This is a genomic window from Natronococcus sp. A-GB7 (genome assembly GCF_029688865.1).
Classification (GTDB): Archaea; Halobacteriota; Halobacteria; order Halobacteriales; family Natrialbaceae; genus Natronococcus.
The window spans coordinates 1-20,877 of the sequence record NZ_JARUKV010000034.1 but is presented as its reverse complement, the minus strand read 5'-3'; the positions used below and the strand labels follow the sequence as shown (position 1 = coordinate 20,877).

The 20,877-nt window shown below is 55.4% G+C and carries 9 protein-coding genes; 4 read left to right on the top strand and 5 right to left on the bottom strand.

Features of this window, described 5'->3' with window-relative positions; genetic code table 11:
• The first annotated feature begins 38 nt into the window (after window positions 1-38).
• From QA609_RS21835 to QA609_RS21820, 4 genes are all read left to right on the top strand, one after another.
• Window positions 39-2,888, top strand: a complete 2,850-nt coding sequence (locus QA609_RS21835; protein ID WP_278304739.1) for a helicase-related protein — start codon at window positions 39-41, stop codon at window positions 2,886-2,888.
• On the top strand, window positions 2,888-6,907 hold the full coding sequence (locus QA609_RS21830; RefSeq protein WP_278304738.1) for an N-6 DNA methylase: 4,020 nt from the start codon (window positions 2,888-2,890) through the stop codon (window positions 6,905-6,907). The genes QA609_RS21835 and QA609_RS21830 overlap by 1 nt, the downstream gene beginning before the upstream one ends.
• Window positions 6,904-10,890: an N-6 DNA methylase gene (locus QA609_RS21825; protein ID WP_278304737.1), complete on the top strand. Its 3,987-nt coding sequence runs from the start codon at window positions 6,904-6,906 to the stop codon at window positions 10,888-10,890. Before QA609_RS21830 ends, QA609_RS21825 begins: the two co-directional genes overlap by 4 nt.
• Before the next feature lie 774 nt (window positions 10,891-11,664).
• Entirely contained in the window at window positions 11,665-16,965 is a 5,301-nt protein-coding gene (locus tag QA609_RS21820; protein WP_278304736.1) for a DEAD/DEAH box helicase, read from the top strand.
• Window positions 16,966-17,549: 584 nt separating this feature from the next.
• Here the strand turns inward: QA609_RS21820 and QA609_RS21815 are convergent.
• The 5 genes from QA609_RS21815 to QA609_RS21795 all read right to left on the bottom strand — a co-directional run.
• Complete coding sequence (locus tag QA609_RS21815; protein WP_278304735.1) at window positions 17,550-17,714, bottom strand: hypothetical protein; 165 nt, start codon at window positions 17,712-17,714, stop codon at window positions 17,550-17,552.
• 95 nt (window positions 17,715-17,809) lie between these two features.
• On the bottom strand, window positions 17,810-17,968 hold the full coding sequence (locus QA609_RS21810; protein WP_278304734.1) for a hypothetical protein: 159 nt from the start codon (window positions 17,966-17,968) through the stop codon (window positions 17,810-17,812).
• 228 nt (window positions 17,969-18,196) lie between these two features.
• Complete coding sequence (locus QA609_RS21805) at window positions 18,197-19,567, bottom strand: Eco57I restriction-modification methylase domain-containing protein (protein ID WP_278304733.1); 1,371 nt, start codon at window positions 19,565-19,567, stop codon at window positions 18,197-18,199.
• A gap of 55 nt (window positions 19,568-19,622) precedes the next feature.
• Complete coding sequence (locus QA609_RS21800; protein WP_278304732.1) at window positions 19,623-19,838, bottom strand: hypothetical protein; 216 nt, start codon at window positions 19,836-19,838, stop codon at window positions 19,623-19,625.
• A 53-nt stretch (window positions 19,839-19,891) separates the two neighbouring features.
• Window positions 19,892-20,877 (bottom strand): hypothetical protein (locus QA609_RS21795; RefSeq protein WP_278304731.1); only part of this gene is annotated, 986 nt, incomplete at its 5' end.

Here is a 20,877-nt window from a genome sequence, read left to right as displayed (position 1 = left end):
CGACCCGAGGTTCAACCACCCATGAATGAGAGCTCCCTATGAGTATCGACCCTAACTCACTTCTACCAGGTACAGTTATCCGGAACCGTAATCGTCTCTGGCGCGTCGACGCCATCGACGGACAGGAGGTGACGGCGACGGCGTTGGACGGCGCGACGTCGACGCACCGCTTCTACGCCCCGATCGAGCAGATCGAGGAAGGGAGTTTGCCCACTCCGTCGGCGGAGAAGATGGGGAGTCCGCAGTTTCAGGACCTACTGATACGGGCCAACCGTCTCTCGATGCTTCACGGTACGGCGCCGCTGATGAGCCTGCAGCGCTCCCGGGTCATCCCGACGGAGTACCAGCTGACGCCGGTCGTGATGGGTCTCGACATGCCCGCCGTCCGGCTCCTCCTTGCCGATGACGTCGGTCTGGGGAAGACAATCGAGGCGGGCCTGATCACGAGCGAGCTGATGGCCCGAAATCGCGCCGACCGTATCTTGATTGTCACGCCTGCAAATCTGCGTGAGCAGTGGCGAGAGGCGTTCGAGCACTTCTTCCACATCGAACCGAAGATCACGAACCGGCGAAACCGCAAGGTGATGGAGAAGGACGTCCCGCCGGGAACGAGTATCTGGGAGTACTACTCGAAGCACATCGTTTCGATCGACTACGCCAAACAGAGCCGGATCCGGAGTCAGATCCTGAGCCAGGACTGGGACCTCGTGATCATTGACGAGGCACACTTGGCTTGCCGGCCGCACACGTCTTCGTCATCGCAGTCGCCGTCGAAACAACGTTGGGAGTTCACCCAGCAGATTACCGACGCAGCGACGCACGCGCTCTTGCTCACCGCGACGCCTCACAACGGCTACACCGACAGCTACGCCAGCCTGCTGAAGATGGTCAACCCCGAAATCGTGTCGGGTGATGCCAACAACCCACAGATCAACCGTGATATCGCGAAGCGTCACGTCGTCCAGCGTCGCCGTAAGGATGTCGAACAGTGGTTCGGTGAGGGTGCGGACAATCCATTCCCGGAACGAGATCAGAAAACAGTCGAGGTCTCACCAACGGACTACGAGAAGACTGCCTATGATGCGGTTCGGGACTACGGTGACACACTCGTGGAAGCCGCCAAGAAGTCCGACAACCGCAACATCGCCCAGTGGACGGTCATTCACTTCCTGAAGCGTGCGCTTTCGAGCCCAGAGGCACTTCGCCAATCACTCAAGAACCGCCGTGGGAAGCTGAATGATCGACTGAAAGAGCTCGAAGAGTCCGGTGGCGAAATCGACGAAAATGCCGGGGTCTCGGAGGACATGGCCCAGGCGAATGCACTAGACAGCGACCCCGGTGAGGACTACACCGAGACCGAGCTTGGTGAACGTGTCGAGCGCGTCGTGACTGGCGACGAGAAGGCCATCCGGATGGAACTAGACTCGCTTGAGGAGACGCTTGGGGCGGCAGAGCGGGTCACCAAGACTCACGACAGCAAGCTTCAGCAGCTCCTCGGACAAACACTTCCGGCCCGATTCCGGAGCGGTGGGACGATTATCTTCACCAAATATGTCGATACACTGGAGTACCTCAAGAAACACATTGATGACGAATTCGGTGACAGCATCAACCTCCACACCCTCTACGGCGAACTGGGAGAGGCCGAGCGGAACGAGCGGTTCCAGGCGTTCGCTGACGCAGACCGCGGCGTGTTGATCGCGACCGACGTGATCAGCGAGGGGATGAACCTGCAGTACGCCGCGAACCAGGTCATCCACTATGAACTACCGTGGAACCCCAATCGGCTCGAACAGCGAAACGGTCGGGTGGACCGATACGGCCAGAAGCGTGACAAAGTGTTCATCCGGACGATGGTCGTCGACGACCCGATGGACCGGATGGTGCTGACGAAGCTTATCGAGAAGGCTCAGGAGATCCGTTCGGAGTATGGATTTTCGCCGCCGTATCTCGGCGACGACGAGGGACTGTTGAAGTTGCTTGACTCCCACGAGCTGAGCGAGCTGATGCCACAGCAGACGCTGATGGACTACGGAAGCGGCGATAGCGGGGCGGAGACCGAAGAGAGCGCGTTCGACAACGAGGTACTCGAGCGTATCAAGGACGAGTCGTTCTACAACCACACGGAAGTCGATCTGAGCGAAGTCAAGGAACGCCAGGAGAAGACTCAGAAGCTGCTTGGCGGTGAGGATGCACTCGAGTCGTTCGTCAAGAGCGGACTCCAGCTGTTCAACTGCACCTTCGACGTCAACGTGGACGGGACGTACAGGATCAAGCTGACCACCGACGAAGTCCGCGGGACGGATATCAAAGACGAGTACGAACGCGTTACGTTTGACCCCAACCGTGCCGCCGAGGACGAGAAGGTCGAGATGCTTGACATCGCTCACCCGCTTGTGCAGCGACTCATCGAGGCTGTCAAGGAGGTGGCGCTGACGAGTAAGGATAGGTATGGTCGGACGTCGATGCGCGGAACCTCCCTTGTGTCGGAGCCGACCGCGCTCTACACGTTCAAGGTCCGCTACTTCGCCTACACGGGGGAGAAGCCGACCGTGATGGAGGAGTTACTCCAGCTGGCGCTCCCACTCTACGGTGAGGAGCCACTAACTGAGGAGAAGGTACGGGCGTTACTCGACGATGATGCGACCGATGCCGGCCGTTCCGAACAGGAGTGGAAGCGCGACATCGAAACGGCGATCGAACACGAGAAGCTCGAACGGGCCATCGACGACCGAGCCGACAAGCGGCGTGAAGAGATCTCACAAGAACGTAAAGAGATGCACGAGAAGTTGCGCGAGGCCGGCTACGGCGAGCAGCTAGCCGGCTTCGACAACCTCGACGTCGCAAGTGAAGACCTGCTGACTATCGGACTCTACTACCCGACCTAATGAACCAGCAACTGCGACAACGCAATCGACCGGACGACGCGACGTTCATCGAACCCAGTGGGGGAATCCTCACCGAGCAGTTGGTCTCGAAGCTCCGTGGCGAATCCTGTAGCGAAAGCGCCGTGCAGCCCTCGACGTTCGGAATCGGGTCGGTCGGAGCACCGACCTCTGAGACCGAGCTTGAAGAGCAGATCAGCGCCGCCTGGGAGGAGCTTGTCGAACGGTGGGACGAGATTAGTCGGGACAATGCGGTGTTCTCGATGAATGTCTCTGAGGCACGCTCGAAATGGATCCGCCGCCTCTTCGAGGAACTCGGGTTCTCGCCAGAACACCACCAGGCGGACATGACCGCCGACGGTGTGACGGCGAAGGTCGATTACCTGGGCTGGACGCCGAAAGATGCCGTACATGCGGATGCAGATGTCCCAGCGACGTCGCCACCGTTGCTCCACATGGTGCAGCCCGATCCGGAGCGCCCGCTGGACGATGGGGACCACCATGGATCGAACCGGAAAAGCCCGCACGACGAATTGCAGACCTTCCTCAACGCGAGTACTGATCTCCAGTGGAGCATCGTCACGGACGGGTTGAAACTCCGGTTGCTGCGGGACTACTTCCACACGTATACGCGAGGGTACGTGGAGTTTGACCTAGAGAATATCTTCACCAACCGCAATTACGAGGATTTCCGGGCGATCTACCGGCTCTGCCACGCCTCGCGTTTCATCGTCGATGGCGACGGGGACGACGCTACGTCGCCGCTGGAATCGCTGTATCAAGTAGCGCTCGCGACCGGTGTCAAGGTCGGCGAGAATCTTCAGTCGAACGTCGTCGAGGCACTAGAGGTTCTGGGGAACGGATTCCTGACGCCGGAGATTCGGACGGCGCTCGAAGAAGGCGGTCAGGACGTTGCTGACGAGTACTACCAGGGTCTCCTGCGAGTCGTCTACCGGCTCCTGTTCTTACTCTTTGCGGAGCAGCGCGGCATGATGACCGACCGTGGCGACCTCTACACGGAGGAGTACTCCATCAGCACGCTTCGAGAGCGATCCGAGCGAGCGTCAGGACGGGATACACAGGTTGACCTCTGGGAAGGACTGCAGGTTACATTCCGTCTCGTCGGCCAGGGGCGCGACGACGGCGTGCTGTCCGTTCCCGGGTACAACGGTGGGCTCTTCGACGACTCGAAGATGGCCTACATCGACGACGCCGTGTGTCCGAATCACGCGCTACTGGACGCGATTCACAAGCTAACGCACGTTGAGCAGCAGGGCTACCAGCAGCGAATCTCCTACGCTGACCTCGGTGTCGACGAGATCGGTGCCGTCTACGAGAGCCTGCTCGAGTTCACTCCCCAGTATGCGGAGACGGCTGTCGAAATCGAAGAGCGGAAGGTCAGTTCCCGGACGTTCTACCTCGACGACCGAGGGATGGAGCGCAAAGAAACGGGGAGCTACTACACCAAGCCCGAACTGGTCGACGAGCTCATTCAGAGCGCGCTGAAGCCCACCGTTGACGACCGCGTCGACGAGGACGCGTCGGTGGAGGAGCAAGAAGAGGCGCTCTTGAGCATTGACGTCGTCGACCCCGCCTGTGGGAGCGGCGCGTTCCTTATCGCCGCGAACAACTACCTCGGGAAACGGCTCGCAAAGATCCGGAGTGGCTCGGACTACCCCGAGAAGAAGGTTGTACGCGAGGCTCGACGGTCAGTTGTGCAGCACTGTTTGTACGGGGTCGACCTGAACCCGATGGCCGTCGAGCTGGCAAAGGTCAGTCTCTGGATCAACTCTGCAGTGAAAGACCAGCCGCTCAGCTTCCTCGACCACCGCATCAAGCAGGGAAACTCGCTCATCGGGGCGACGAGGGACCTAATTGCCGATGGAGTGCCCGCCGACGCCTACGAGACGTCGAAGGGACGCGACTGGCATATCGGCAACGACCTTCGAAAGCGTGTTCGAGAGGAGAACAAGACGTTCACCGACAAGTCGCAAGCCCAGATGACGCTCACCATGGGCTACGACGAGCAGGAGCATCTCGAGATCGCGAAGCGGCTGGAGGGGCTTGACGAGCACGCGATTAGCGACGTCGAGCGCAAAGCCGAGCTCTACGAGCAGTTCGAGGAGTCACAGGCGTTAAAGACCGAACGGCTCGCCCACGACGTCTGGACGGCGGCGTTCTACTGGCCGCTCGACGGCTCCGTCGCAGAGAACCCGACGCCGAGCGCGATTCAGAAAGTTCGGACGGAGGGCCCGCACGATCTCGAGAAACCCGAGAGCGACATCGAAGAGATGTGTGCCTTGGCTCGAGAGTTCAGCGAGACGCACTCGTTCTTCCACTGGGAACTCGAGTTCCCACTGGTGTATCAGAAAGGTGGGTTCGACTGTGTGTTGGCGAATCCACCGTGGGAGCGGCTCAGATTCGAGCCTGCGAAGTTCTTTGCGGTGAGTCGCCCCGATATCGCGAATACGTCGACGGCGTCGAAGCGTAACGCGATGATTGAGGAGCTAGAGGAAGAGGACCCTGAGCTCTACGAAGAATACTTGACTGTCTCTGAAGGACTGGAGAAGACAACTTCATTCATCAGGAGTTCTGGGAAATATGAGCTGACCGGGCAAGGAAACGTGAATACATATGCGGTCTTTTCGGAGTTAGCTCTCCAGAACACCTCTCCACGCGGCTATAACGGGCTGATTGTACCGACTGGGATCGCGACCGATGCGAGCACCCAAGAGTATTTCCAGAAGATTGTGGAAGAGCAGCAGCTGAAGTCTCTGTTTGACTTCGAAAATAGTAAAGGCATTTTCCCGGCAGTACATCGTAGTTACAAGTTCTGCCTACTCGCCCAGACAGGTAAAGACAATCCACAAGAGGAGTTCGAACTCGCCTTCTATCTCACACGTGTTGAGCAACTCCACAATGATGATGATAACCGCTTCAAACTCACCCGAAATGACATTGAGCGGATCAACCCGAACACCAAGAACTGTCCGACCTTCGAGAGTGCAAAAGACGCGGAGCTAATCCTCAAGATTCACGATTCAATTGGAGCGTTCGTAGTCGAGAATGATGATGCTGGCAATCCATGGGAAGCCAATATCCATCGGATGTTCCATATGTCTGATGATTCAGGGCTATTCGAGAGTTACGCAGATCTTCGTGGAAGGGATTTCAACCGAACTGCGCAGCGGTTAGAATGTGGCGAAGAGAACCTTATCGGACTGTATGAGTCAAAGCAGACACACCAGTATAACCATCGCTTCTCTACGTTCGAGACCTCACCAAAGGATGAGATGGACAAAGGTGACGCATCGAGGATTGAGAAGGAAGAGTTGGATAACCCGCATAAATTGGCGACGCCGCGGTACTGGATCCCCTATGACGAGTACGCCGCTAAGTCAGGACAGGACTGGCACGTCGTTCTCCGAGAAATCGCTCGGGCCACAGACCGCCGTACAGCGATCTTTTGTATTCTTCCGGAGGCAGCAACGGGAAACTCGCTCAACCATATCAGTGGGCCCTCTGCCGATGAGGCGCTCCTGCTCATTGCCGCTTTCAACTCCTATACGCAGGACTTCGTCGCTCGGCAGAAAGTAGGTGGTACTCACCTGAATAATTTTATAACCCGGCAACTCCCCATCCCGGATCCCGAACGCTTCGAACAAATACGCTACAACGACGCCCCTATCGGTGACCGAATCAAGGAGCTGGCTCTCCAGCTCACCTACCACGCCGTCGACCTCGAAGAATTCGCCCGTGAGGCAGGCTACGACAGCGAGCCCTTCTCCTACACGACGCCCAATGGCCGTCCCCGTGAAGAGGTTCGCTTCGAGCTCGAGGCGCTCATGGCCCACGTCTACGGCGTCGACGCCGCCGACTTCGAGCGTCTGTTCTCGACGTTCGAACAGATTCGCGATGAAGAGCTCGACGAATACGGCTACTACCGAACTCGCGACGAGATCAAGCAACGCTTCGAAGAGATGCAGGACGACATCACGACCACAGAGGTGATCGAACAATGAGCCAGCAGACCCAACGACGACGAGACGAAACGACGTTCATCGAGCCCAGCGGGGGCTTAATGACCGAACAGCTTCTTCACAAACTCCGGGATGAACAGTGTAGTGAAGACGCGGTCAAGCCCGAGACGTTCGCGTTCCCCGGAACTGATACCCCGTCGACCGATACTACTATCGAGAGTCGGGTGAGCGACGCCTGGGACGAACTTGTAGAGCGGTGGGACGAAATCAGCCGTGACAACGCTGTCTTCAAGATGGACACCTCAGAGGTGCGCTCGAAGTGGAGCAGACGACTCTTCGAAGAGTTGGGTTTCAGCCCCGGGTCACATCAGGCTGACATGACGGCCGATGGCGTGACGCTGAAGGCTGATTATTTGGGTTGGGCATCCAAAGAGCCGGTGCAAGCCACGTACGACACGCCGGACGCGATACCGCCAGTCCTGCACATGGTGCAACCCGACCCTGAGAACCCCCTTGACGACGGCGACCACAAGGGGTCGAACGGAAAAAGCCCACATGACGAGCTGCAGACCTATCTGAACGCGAATAGCGACTTACAGTGGAGTGTGGTTACTGATGGACTGAAACTACGGCTCCTTCGGGACTACTACCATACCTACACCCGAGGATACGTCGAGTTCGACCTGGAGAACATATTCACAAACCGCAACTACGGAGACTTCCGGACGCTCTACCGCTTGTGCCACGCCTCGCGGTTCATCGAACCCGTAGTTGCAGACGAAGACGACGAAGGCGAGACCCCGCTTGAACGACTCTATCAGATTGCTCTTTCGACGGGTGTGAAGGTCGGACAGGATCTTCAGGAGAACGTTGTTAGTGCCCTAGAGACGCTCGGGAACGGGTTCCTCGATGCCGAAATCAAGAAAGCACTGGAAGAAAATGGACAGGACGCTGCTGAAGACTACTACCAGGACCTGCTCTACGTCGTCTATCGACTGCTGTTCCTGATGTTCACCGAGCAGAGGGGTATGATGTCCCAGCGGGACAGTCTCTATACGGAAGAGTACAGTATCACGAAGCTCCGTGAGCGGGCCGAAGAGGGCAAGGGTGGCGACAGGAATGTGGACTTTTGGGAAGGGTTGAAAGTGACCTTCCGCCTCGTCGGCGAGGGCGACAACTCGCTGGGGGTTCCCGGCTACAATGGGGCTCTGTTCGACAACGACAACCTGGAGTTTATTCTGGACGCTAAGTGCCCGAATGAGAAGCTTCTGAGTGCGGTCCATGACCTAACCCATATCGAGCAAGGCGGCTACCAGCAGCGCATCTCGTACGCCGATCTGGGCGTCGAAGAGATCGGTGCGGTGTACGAAAGCCTACTGGAGTTCACGCCACAGCTTGCAGAGACTGTCATCGAACTCGAAGACCGAACCATCACTTCTGGATCATTCTATCTTGATGATCGGGGGATGGAGCGTAAAGAGACTGGGAGTTACTACACTGATCCTGGTCTTGTTGACGAACTCATCCAAAGCTCTCTCAAGCCCGTAGTGGAGGATAGAGTGAACAATGATGCTTCTACTGAGGTCCAAGAACAACAGTTGTTGGAGATTACGGTCTGTGACCCCGCCTGTGGTAGCGGTGCTTTTCTCATTGCGGCAAATAACTTCCTAGGGCAACGACTTGCCGAGATTCGTTCTGATTCCTTGTATCCTGACGAACGAACAATTCGACAATCCAGACGCTCCGTAGTGCAACACTGCATTTACGGTGTTGACCTCAACCCAATGGCTGTCGAACTGGCAAAAGCTAGCCTTTGGATTAACTCGGCAGTTGAGGATAAGCCATTAAGCTTCTTGGATCATCGTATCAAGCAAGGTAACTCCCTCCTCGGTACGACTCCTGATTTAGTTGATGCAGAGATTCCAGTCGATGCATACGAGACGTCTAGTGGACGAAAGTGGCATATCGGCAATGAACTCCGAAAGCGAGTCAGAAAAGAAAATAAACAGCGTAGAACTGAGGGTAATCAATCTCTTGCCTCTTTTGGACAAGGGGTGGAGGAGTATCGAAGTCTCGCTGAAGAGCTTGATTCCATAGAAGAGGATACTAAGGAAGACGTCCACAAGAAGGAAAGACTCTATAAGGAATTCAAGCAGAGTGAGACTTACCAGCAACAAAAACAGGTCTACGACCTATGGACATCGGCTTTCTTCTGGCCTATGCATAGGGATACTCCCGGAGAACATCCTACTCCAAAAACGATCGATCAAGTCCGCCGTGATGAAGACCTCTCCGATGATTTGGAGGCAATGATCAATCGGGCTTCGAAGATCGCTGAAAAAAACAGTTTCTTCCATTGGCCAATTGAGTATCCGAGCGTCTACAATGATGGTGGATTTGACTGTATTCTCGGCAATCCGCCCTGGGATCGAGTCTCGCTCGAGGCCGTAGAGTTCTTTGCAGTGACAGCTCCCAAAATCGCGAAGGCTGAAACAAAATCCAAGCGTTTGAATCTTATAGAGGAGCTGAAAGAAGAGAACCCAGAATTACATGAGGACTGGGAGAACGAAGTACAGAGAATCGACCAACAAACGAAGTTCTTCAAAGAAAGTGGACGGTATCCAGAATCAAGTAAGGGGTATGTGAATACATATGCGCTCTTTGCTGGGTTCGCGACTGATAACGTATCCCCAAGCGGGAAAGCGGGACTGGTATCCCCGACCGGTATTGCTACAGATTCATCTACACAGGACTTCTTCAGAAAGCTGGTTGAAAATCAACGATTAGACTCACTATATGGATTCGATAACAAGAATCGGATTTTCCAAGACGTTCACGGTCAGTTTAAATTCTGCTTGCTTGTTATTGCTGGGCGCGAACTTCCACAGAACCACTTTGATCTCGCATTCAACTTGACAAGTATTGACCAACTACATGACCAAGAAAAGAAATACCAGCTTTCGAAGAGGGATATTAGCCTCATTAATCCAAACACCAAAAACTGTCCAACATTCGATAATGAGGAGGACGCAGAACTAACCCTAAAACTGTATCAAAACACGGGCGCACTCAAGATTGAAGAGAAAAAATGCGGTGATCCTTGGGGAGTCAACCTTAGTGTCATGTTTAACAAATCTAATGACTCGGGGCTCTTCTATACATATGAGGAACTATCCGAAGAGGACTTGGAGTTGGACGATCGGAATCGATTTGTTAGTGGTGACGAGGAGTACCTCCCAATATATGAGTCAAAATTCTTTCATCAGTATGACCATCGGTTTGCAACGCATGACCAAGAAATAGACGGTAATGATCCAAGAAAAGTCTCTACTGAGGAGAAAGATGATCCCACGTTCTCGGTTCTACCGCGCTATTGGCTTAAGAAGGAGGTCTATGAGGAAAAATTCCGTGCGCCATGGCATATGGCACTGAGAGATATTACGAGGGCTACGGATGAGCGTACAGCTATCTGTTCTCTCTTGCCAGACGCTCCCACCGTCCATACAATGAATCACATCCTCGGATTGGATGCAAGAGAGGCGGCGTTGATGATGGCCTGCATGAACTCTTACACCCTCGATTATGTCGCTCGCCAAAAGGTAGGAGGAACCCATCTCAGTCAGTTCATAATCAAACAACTACCTGTACCCGATCCGAGCCGATTTGAAGAGGTCAAGTTCGATGGGGACCCCATAGGTCGTCGGATTGTTGGGTTAGTCACTCGTCTTGCGTGCAATTCGGATAACTTGGATAGCTATATGGAGGAAGTTGGGGTTTCAAATCCATACTCCTTTTCATCACCGAAAGGGAACCAAAGAGAAGAAATCCGCTTCGAGTTAGAAGCCCTCATTTGCCATATGTATGGGCTTTCGGTAGGGGACATTGACCAGGTATTTAGCATCTTCGAGCAGATACAGAGAAAAGACAACAAGGAACATGGTTACTTCCGTACCCGCGAAGAGATCAAGAAGCGATTTGAAGAGCTATCTACGAGAGTTTCTGATACATCCGAAGAGGACCAATGAGTTTCTGAATCAAACCCTTTGACGCACTGGGCGGCGTCCAGCATTCGTCTCGCTCCTACGTTGAGACGTTCCAGAACGTCGCCGACGATACTATCGACGCCTAAGTTGAGGATCGTATGCAGTCGGGATCATCCTTTACAAGAAGCCGTTCGTCCAGCTGAACCACCGTTTCCAGCAGGGGCCGAAGCTCAACCATCTCGTTGAGAACGGCGTACTACACGAGGGAGTACTTGACGTCTTCACTGGACGCAGCGGCGAGCCCATCGAAACGTACAAGCACCAAACCAAGGCCATCGGGTCGATTCAGTCTGGCAATAACACCATCGTATCAACTGGGACTGGGTCTATGAGGAGCTTCGTATTTGGCATCCCCCATCGTCAGCCACGGTCCTGAATGGTATCAAGACAGATCGTTTAACCACTACATCATGCTCAATCTCATCCTCGCCGGGAATGACGATAGAATTACAATATATGCACCAAGGCGCGTTGCAGTATCTAGTCATCGGCCCTGGTCCACATATATACCGGCTGCCAGAGTGCCAATGTGAGTCGCTCATCCCTCGCCGAGATCAATATATGAGAAATCGAAACTTTCACTCGAATCAACACCTCTGCGCTGGTTGAATGATAGGGACGTCAGAACAGTTTAAGTCCCGTGCAGATATTGCCGATTTAATCTATCTACTCTATACGCTTGGTTCTCAACCCACACCAATATTAGACATGTGGTAGCACAACTGTTTTCTATCTACTTTCACATTTATCGTCTCAATGTCTACTCGGCTGAATCCTTTTGACGCCCTAGACGAGGTGCAATCTTCGTACCGAAACTACGTTGAGACGTTCCAGAACGTCGATGACGACGTCATCGGCCAATGGATCGACGACCGTATCAACACCGGGAAGGTCCTCTGGAAGGAGCCATTCGTCGAGCTGAACCAGCGCTTCGAGTACGGCACGCCCCTCGAGGAGCTGGTCGACGACGGCATCCTACACGCTGGAGTTCTCGACGTCTTCGACGACGGCAATGGCAATCCGATTGAACCGTACAAACATCAGGCCGAAGCGATCCGCTCGATCGATCAGGGCAACACAATCGTCTCAACGGGGACGGGGTCCGGCAAAAGTTTCGCGTTCGGGATCCCGATCGTGAGCCACTGCCTCGACGCCCGTGAACGGGGCGAGGAAGGGATCAAGGCGGTTATGATCTACCCGATGAACGCGCTGGCGAACTCACAGTACGAGGAGTTCGCCAAGCGCCTTGACAACTCTGGCCTCCGGATGGGCCTCTATACAGGCGACACACCGCCCAATCCCGACGGGGCGGCGGAGTTCCTCCAGCAGTTCGACCGGACGGAGGCACTCGACTGTGAAGTGGTCTCCCGGGAGGAGATGCAGCGTGACCCACCGGACATCCTGATGACGAACTACGTCATGCTGGACTACATCCTCACCCGCCACGAGGACAAGGACCTCTTCCCGACCGCCCACGAGGGCGCGCTCAACTATCTCGTCCTCGACGAGGTGCACACGTACACCGGCCACCAAGGAGCCGATGTCGCTGCCCTCATCCGCCGCCTGCGAGAGCACACAGGTGCTGGAGAAGATCTCACGTGTATCGGGACGTCAGCGACGGTCGCCAGCGAAGAAGGCCTGGACGCAGAAGAGGAGATCGCTAACTTCTCCGAGCGGATCTTCGGCGCGCCCGTCGACCCCGACAGCGTCATCGGCGAGAGCCACTACCCGATCCAGTTCACCGATGGTACGGAGCTGCCCGACGAGGTCGAGGTAACCGACGACGACATTCGGCGCTTCGACGGCACAGCCGACGAGGCGACCAAACTCGCCGAACGGCTCACCAAACGCGCCCTGAGTACGGAGGAGACGAAGACTGCTGAGGCTATCGGCGAGGTGTTACTGGCTCATCCGACAGTTGCCTTCCTCGACGGCCGCCTCAGCGAACGCAGCCAGCAGATCAACCCCTCCGGCGAAGCTGCCAATCCTGATGAGCCGTCACTTGTCGAACAGTATCAGAACGAGGTTCGACCAGAGGTCACACCGGACGAAGCCCGTCGCGAACTGGAGGCCGCACTCCTTGCCGGCACTGTAGGCACCACGGAGGTGCAGGGCGAACAGCAACCAATCTTCATCCCCAAGCTCCACTCGTTCTTCTCGCAGGGCTCCGGGCTCGTAGCGTGTCTCACGCCGGAGACGCTGAACTCAGAGGATCCCCACCTCAGCGACGCTGGCGACCTCGAGTGTCGCCACTGCGCGAAAGAGCACGAACGGAGCCGTAAGGCGTTCCCGCTCTCCTTCTGTCGAGCCTGTGGCCAGGAGTACTACACCATCGCCCGCGGCGAGGCCGATCACCTCACCCCTCGTGAAGTGTCGGACCTCAGCGTCGGCGACGGCGAGACCGCCGGTTACGTGATGCGAGGTGAGTGGGACCGCGACGAAGTCACACTTCCCGCGCAGTGGTTCGATGACTCCGGCGAGCTCCGAGACACGTGGGAGGAGGCCGTACCCCAACCAGCGACGTACTGCCCCACCCACAACCGTCTCACGGGTGGTCACCTCGACAGCGGCCAGCTCCAGTGTGGCTGTTTCGCGAGTCAGGGCTTGCAGGTCATGTGGCACTCCGGCGAGTTCCTCTTCTGTGGCAACTGCGGTGTGAGCCACTCCCGGATGGGTCGGGCGATGGAGCTCTCGAAGATGTTCAAGTTCGGCATGGTCGGTCGCTCGACGGCGACAGACGTGCTCATCGGCTCGACGATGCAGGAGCTACCGAAGGACCAGCAGAAAACTATCGCCTTTAGCGACAACCGGCAGGACACCGCGTTACAGGCTGCCCACCTCAATAACCTCTACCAGCGGGTCAAGTTCCGACGAGCACTCTATGGAGCGCTCAAAGAGCACGGCGATGTCGGGCTGACAGACATCGGGAATCGGACGTTCGAGGTGCTCGACGACAACAGCGCTGTCCCGGATGGACTCGCCCGGGACATGTTCGGTGTTCTCGACGATGAAAAGGGTCGGTTCAGCGATTATCTCCAGTTCCACGTGCTACTGGAACTGAGGAAGAGTCAGCAACGTGGTCAACAGAGCCTGGAGGACGTCGGGCTTCTGGATGTCGAGTACAAGAACCTCGACCGGCTCGCAGAAATCGACGAACAATGGGAGGACGTCCCAGAACTCGCCACCGCTGACCCCGAGGTTCGGTACGAGTACTGTAAAGCATTCCTTGATCTCTTTCGTCGCACGGCCGCTATCAACCACCCGACGTTCAGCAACTTCGGGAACTTCCGGAACGAGGTACTGAGCAAGCTTGACGAGAGCGTTAAGTTCCACAAACAGCAGTTCTTCCGGTTTCCAGAAGGCTTCAGCGACACTGCCTCGACGAAAGGCACCGAACAGATCCACCGATTCACCGACTGGAGATCACGCCATGTGAAGTGGACCACCCGCGCTCTCGATGTCGAGACAGATCGAGCCGCGACGGTAATCGAAGCGGTCCGTGAACTGCTTAGTGATGATGAAGTGTTGCAGGTACTCGAAGAGAACGACGTCTACCGAGGGCGACAGGCGTTCATGCTCAACCCTTCGTACATCCGCTTGAAAGAACACGACCCAAGTGACGTCTCAGTCTGCCCGAAATGCAAGACCGTCATCACCCGAAAGCGGCTGAAGATGTGTCTCAACGCCAGCTGTGGCAACGTCACCCCGGAGGACACAGATCTCAGAGAGTCCTACTTCCACGACCTCTACGACATGTCGTTCGACGAAGCCGTCGACGTTCTCGCTGCCGAACACAGCGGCCAGATCGAGGGCGACATTAGGAAGGAACTCGAAACGCGTTTCCGCAAGGGAGACGACCTCAACACCATCGTCTCGACGCCGACGATGGAACTGGGCATTGACATCGGTGACCTCTCGAACGTCTACATGCGGAATGTCCCGCCGAACCCTAGCAACTACGCCCAACGGTCGGGGCGTGCCGGCCGGCAGGACCAGCCATCGCTGGTGACCACCTTCTGTGGCAGTGGCTTCGGCGGCGTCTCTCACGATCAGTACTTCTACCAGCGCCCAGAACGCATCATCGCCGGGAAGATCTCGCCGCCGACCTTCCTGCTAAACAACCGCGATCTTCTGGAAGCACACATCAACGCGCTCGTGCTCGAGGTAATCGAATTCAAGTTCGAGACGAAGCTCCAGTACGTCCTCGACATCGAGGATGGAAAGAACGACTACCCGATGATCCAGAGCTTCTGCGAGGACCTTGAGGACGCGATTCAGGCCGAACGCGAGGCGATCATCAATGCCGTGAAAGGAGCGTTCGCCCACGAGCGGGAACAGGCTGAGTATCAGGAGTGGTTCACTGACGAACTCATCGAGGATCGCGTCGACAACTTTGTCGCCTACCTCGACAAGGCGTTCGAGCCATGGCGGATCGAGTACACCCGCCTCACCCGAGAGCTTCGACGGCTGAACAAGCAGCTTCAACACGACGACAGAAATCCGCAGGCAGAACGGGAGCGCTCTGCTGTCGAAGCGCGTCTCCGGGACATGCGCAGCGGTGGGAAGCGGTTTTACGCCTATCAGTACCTCCGATCACAGGGCTTCCTCCCGAACTACGGTTTCCCACGGACGAGTTGTACACTCGGATTCACCTCACTCCCGGACGACATTCAGCGAGACGATTCACAGGCGATCCGTGAGTTTGCCCCCGGAAATAACGTATACTATCGGGGTGAACGCCATGGGATCAGGTACGCGCGACCGAAGACTCGCGACGCCGAGCCGATCACCCAACACAAAATCGTCTGTCCGAACTGTCAGGCGATTTTGATGGGTAATGAAGCCGAGAACGCAGCAGGCTGTCCCGTCTGTAGCGAGTCGTTCAGCGGGCACCACTCCAACCCAAACACGATGGAGCTTCCGGATATGCGGGCTCGCCCTGAAGAGAACATCACCAGCGACGACGAGGAGCGGCGTCGCGAAGGCTACGACATCAACACCTACTACGAGCAAAAGAAGGCCCAGGAGTTTGAGCTGTCCGGTGACGGTGTCACAGCTGCTGTCACCTACGAGCCGAATGCCCGCATCGTAACCGTCAACAGCGGGATCCGTGGGCGTGATGACGACGAGCTCCAGGGCTTTGCGCTCTGTACCGAGTGTAAACGCTGGCTTACGAGCTACAACATGATCGAAAAGCACGTGAAAGACGACGGCTGCTACGCCGGCGCCGACCGCGAGGATATCCGAGAGGAGATCGAGCTCTATACTGAGGGCAACCACGACACAGTAACAATTACCCCGCCTGTCCCGGAAGAGCTCGAACTCGAAGAACAGCTCCACTTCTACCACACGCTCAAAGAGGCGCTCTACCAGGGCATTCTGGTTGAGTTCGATCTCGACGAACAGGAGCTCTCTACGTTCCTCAAGCCGTCGCCGACTTCGCCTGACCAGATGACTGTCGTGGTTCACGAAACCAGTGAGGGCGGCGCAGGTGCGCTCCATGACCTCACCGACCCCAAGAAGGATCGCTTTCGACGCGCGGTTACTGAAGCACTCGACGTCCTGCACGCCAACGATGCCGATGGCTGTGAACGGGCGTGTTATGAGTGTCTGATGTCGTTTTACAATCAGCGCGAGCACTCCATGTTCGACCGGACCCTCGTGATGCCGTGGCTCTACGGCGCCCAGACCATGTCGCTCACCCGTGTAGAGTCGATAGGGTCCAAGGAGCGGTACCAGGAGTTGCTCGGGATGTGTGAGTCCAGTCTCGAACGTGAGGTGCTGGAAGCCGTCCAGAAGGAGGCGCTCCCACTCCCGGACGATGCCCAGCGTCGAATCTACGACGGCGACGTTCCCATTGCAGAGGCGGACTTCTTCTTCGAGACGGGGAACGGCCGGAGCCAACCCATCGCCGTCTTCGTCGACGGCCCCGACCACGAGAAAGACCACGTCAAAAGGGGTGATGAAGACAAGCGTAACAAGCTACTCAGGATGAACTACCGCGTTGTTGCGGTCACTAGTCCGGAGGAAGTGCCGAAGGTCTGGAAGACGATCTGACTCGAGTCATAACCCACAGAGGATCTATTCTACCCCTTCAGAGTACTCAGCCCGGGCTACGTTGTAAATACGCCTTATCTTTGAAATAGGACCATTTGTCGAAGCAGTCTACGACTACTGTGAGTCGAACGAGTATCCGTTCCCGACGGGATACGCTTGTGATACCCATCAAGAGTGAACGGGTTACAATACCGGACGGGGCCATAGATCCCGGTTATGTGGCGCAGCATAATGCTGCACTCGAGTGGGTATAGGGGTTACTGGAAACAAGAGGAGTGCCTCATCAGATGAGTTGATAGGTGCTTTGTCTGGCTCGAGCAGACCGCACTCGCACCGGACGATACGGATTCGCTGTTCAAGCTGTTCGTGCTCTTCCGATTCGGCGCGACGATCAAAGAGCAAGCCGAGAGCGAGATCAAGAATCAGCAGGCTACTGAACTCGAGAACCAGCTGACGCAGGTCCTCAAGCGAAAATTGTGATTCGATGGCCTCTCAAGAGCGAAGGTGTTGTGCCCTATCTTCGAATTGCACCCTCCGAATTGGTCGCTATATTAAATACAGTAGTTTGTTAACCCAGCAATACCCTACTCTTTCCACCCAATAGGACGCTGAATGATCGTGTCGTCCTCGAGATCGAAACTCCGCAGGTCAAGTTGGACTTCGCGCTCGCGGCGTTCGCGCCGGTGTTTAGTCAGCGTCTGGAACGGTCTCGGGATCTCCAGCAGTGTTGCATCGCCGCTTTTTCCCATACGACTGGTTCGAGCCACATAGAGGTAATAACGGTCCGTGAGCGCACTTCCGGCAGCCTTCCGCTCGTTCCACGAGAGAGAGGGTTTGCGTGTCTTCAGTCCGATGTCTTGAGTTCAATACACCGATCGATTACGGGGTCGCCATCCTCGGTGGTTGTGATGGTCAGCACGTCAAAACCCGGCCAGTCAGTGTCGAACGGGTTCTCGTCCTCGGAGAGTCCAACCTCCACGAGGAAGTTATCGATGGCCGACATCACGTGGGGGTCTCCTTTTGCGTCCCCGTATGTCTCGGGCGTGTCACGTCCTAGATGTTCATTTCAGGGTTGGTCTCATCACACTGTCGCAGACGGTCTCGTTCGGACTCAATCGTGAGAGCCATTCCGAAGTCGTCGATTTTGGTTCGGTACTCTTGCGAGGCAGGAACTCCACCAGAACCAGATCCGTTATTCGATTTCTGTACGGTCCTTTGGACTATTATATCATCAAACCAGAGATGTTTGCATCGTTTCCGCAAATTCCTTTGGAATAGGGAGGTCTTCGATCATTTCGGATTGGATGCGCACGTGATCCGTATACGCTTTCTGTGCGTTCGCCTCAATCCATTTCTTCGCCTCTTCCGAATTCAGATACGTAAGCAGATTGTCGAGCTCTATGTGACTCTTGGGAACAATGTAATAGACAGAGTGGCGGGGAATTACAGTGCCTTCTGGTTCTCCCCAAAACTCCGGTTCCTTAGCGACGTCTTTGCATACGATCTTGGGGCGCAGCATCTCTGGCATTGGTGGTGCGTTGTGCCAATCGTACCAAGGCCGGTTGCGTTTCTGCACGCACGACCGTTCCTCGAGCGTTTCCCGATGAATCTCAGCCCAGTCACCGTACGCCCCCAGTTCATTTTCCGAAACCAAATTCCCCCGTTCATCGTATGGACAGAGGATCAGATCGTCCGTATAAGGGCAGTCGTGCGTTCGCAACTGCTTTCCACTGACAGTCGGGTATGCCCATCCCTCTTCGATCAGCTGTGGTGCAACATCGTCCTTGTCGCTCACAAACAGCGAATCTCGTCCAGTAGCGAGGCCTGCGGAGATGCGGACGGTAATATCACTGAGGGTGACGCCAGTATCTTCAATATCGATTCCGCCTCGAATTGGTGCAGCCCAAGAACTCCCATCCGTAGGGAGGGAGACTGTACGTTCTTCATTGGTGCGAGTGACAATGTGCGTTCTATCGGATTCCGTGGCGTCGATTACTGTAATTGCTGGATAGACTTTCAGGTCAGGGAACCAGTCCTGATCGATGTGGTTGATCTCCTGGACGTGGTAGTTAGTTAGAAGTTCCCGAAGAGCGTCTCCCGAAGAAATGTACTCGAACTTTTCGGGCGTGACATACACAAGACGACCATTGTCGGCTAGTAGTTCGAGTCCACGTTCAAAGAAAAGGATGTAGAGATCGAACCGTCGCCAAGCAGTATCGAATTCTTCCCCATACTGCTCTTTCTCTCCGTCATTCAATTGCGTGACAGGAACGTACGGTGGATTCCCGATAATGTAATCGAACTCTCCAAGATCTCTCGGAATGCTGGACTCTAAGAAATCTCGCTCCTGAACGTCCACATCAACATCTTCAAGATTTTCTTCAACATCGTCGATCCTGACTGGATCAAGCTCGACAGCGACCGCTTCCGGCATCGGTGCATCATGCTTGTCACACCACCTCTTCACTGCGTGGATAAAGGGAGCGTTACTGCCAATACCAGGGAATAGAATACGATCCCCTGATTCTGGTTCGTGATCTGCGAACAACTTCGCCACCATTCGGTCTGCAAGTCCGGATGGTGTTGTAACGTGTCCTTTCATCTTATGACCCTATTCTGCCTCGAGGCTTATAATATATATAAGATGTGCGCCACTCTTACTCATCACTTGTCTGTTCAGCTAGCGTTGTCTGTCTTGGACTGTTCTCCACAACAGCGGAGAGGTTTCCAAAGAGGAATATTTGGACCCAGTCCTGAATATGGTCTCCTACAACTACTGGTACATCCAGTGGCCCTTCCCGAAGGTTCGATGGTAACAGTGTTTCAGCAGTCCCAAGACCAGGGAATTGAGGAACGCTTCCTGCAACGTACATACCGACGAAATGTACTGGGCTATGGTACGGGAACAACTCTGGTACCAACCTAATCAGATCCAACCATCGAGGCAGGACCTCTGTTCCGATGGGAGCCATTCCTCGTTCATTTTGAGTTCCGCTTCGATACGCTTGATTTGACCGTATTCCTCCTGATACTTTTCGATAGCTTCGGGACCAGCATAGAGAAGCGAGCTGGCTAGGCGGCTTCGAACCGCCTGTTGTGCGGCTGTTTTGTCCAGATATGCGTGACTGGCATATCGTCTGAGGCACCTGGACTGGTCGATTATTTCGGCAACACCCTCCAGAAGCTCGGTCATCGCCGCTGCTGTCGTTTCAACGCGACTTGGAGAGAGTTCGGCAATCAGCGCGTCTTCGTCTAAGAAATGCTGAATCAGTAGTTCCTCGAACCCCCAATCTTGCTGCTGGTAGTATTCTGCAGGTGAATCGGCGATGTGTTCGCTGGCTATGAGAGAAGCGAGCACGGTGTTCGGATAGATGTTGTCCGCGATCGCATCATACAGTTCGGTAGCCTGCTTCGGCTCTTGCTCCATCTGGAGCTGAACGAGTTCGAATAGGGACGCAATCCGACTATCAAGTCGGCCCTTGATGGATCGCTGTGTATACAGATCCTTGATCACGTTTCGAGGTGATTGGACAGCCAAGTTCTCAACAGACTCACCTTGGGACCGATTGAGGTCTTCAAGAATCAGAATTAGAACATTCGATCGATTAATCGCTTTGAGAACCTGCCCAATCTCCGAAATAGTGGCGACTGGGTCACGCTCGAATCGGTCGAGAAGCCAGTCGATATCGTTCAACCACTCCCTGTAGACGGCTTCATAGGAACGTACTGGATTGTCGTGATTCGACGAAGCGGACCAGTCTCGCATTTGGAGTCCACCACGCGATACGTCCGTTGTTTCGTCTTCACTGCTATTGGACTTGGGTGATGCAGCGGGTGGATCATCTCGTTGACTCATCGCTTTTAAAAAGGAATTAAGCGCGCTAAGAACGTCACCCCGTGTTTGTGGATTGC

Excerpts from the sequence above, each read along its gene's own strand:
- QA609_RS21830 (WP_278304738.1), top strand. The coding sequence starts at position 2,888 with ATGAACCAGCAACTGCGACAACGCAATCGACCGGACGACGCGACGTTC.
- QA609_RS21805 (WP_278304733.1), bottom strand. The coding sequence starts at position 19,567 with ATGAAAGGACACGTTACAACACCATCCGGACTTGCAGACCGAATGGTG.
- QA609_RS21800 (WP_278304732.1), bottom strand. The coding sequence starts at position 19,838 with ATGTACGTTGCAGGAAGCGTTCCTCAATTCCCTGGTCTTGGGACTGCT.
- QA609_RS21820 (WP_278304736.1), top strand. The coding sequence starts at position 11,665 with ATGTCTACTCGGCTGAATCCTTTTGACGCCCTAGACGAGGTGCAATCT.
- QA609_RS21815 (WP_278304735.1), bottom strand. The coding sequence starts at position 17,714 with ATGGGAAAAAGCGGCGATGCAACACTGCTGGAGATCCCGAGACCGTTC.
- QA609_RS21825 (WP_278304737.1), top strand. The coding sequence starts at position 6,904 with ATGAGCCAGCAGACCCAACGACGACGAGACGAAACGACGTTCATCGAG.
- QA609_RS21810 (WP_278304734.1), bottom strand. The coding sequence starts at position 17,968 with ATGTCGGCCATCGATAACTTCCTCGTGGAGGTTGGACTCTCCGAGGAC.
- QA609_RS21835 (WP_278304739.1), top strand. The coding sequence starts at position 39 with ATGAGTATCGACCCTAACTCACTTCTACCAGGTACAGTTATCCGGAAC.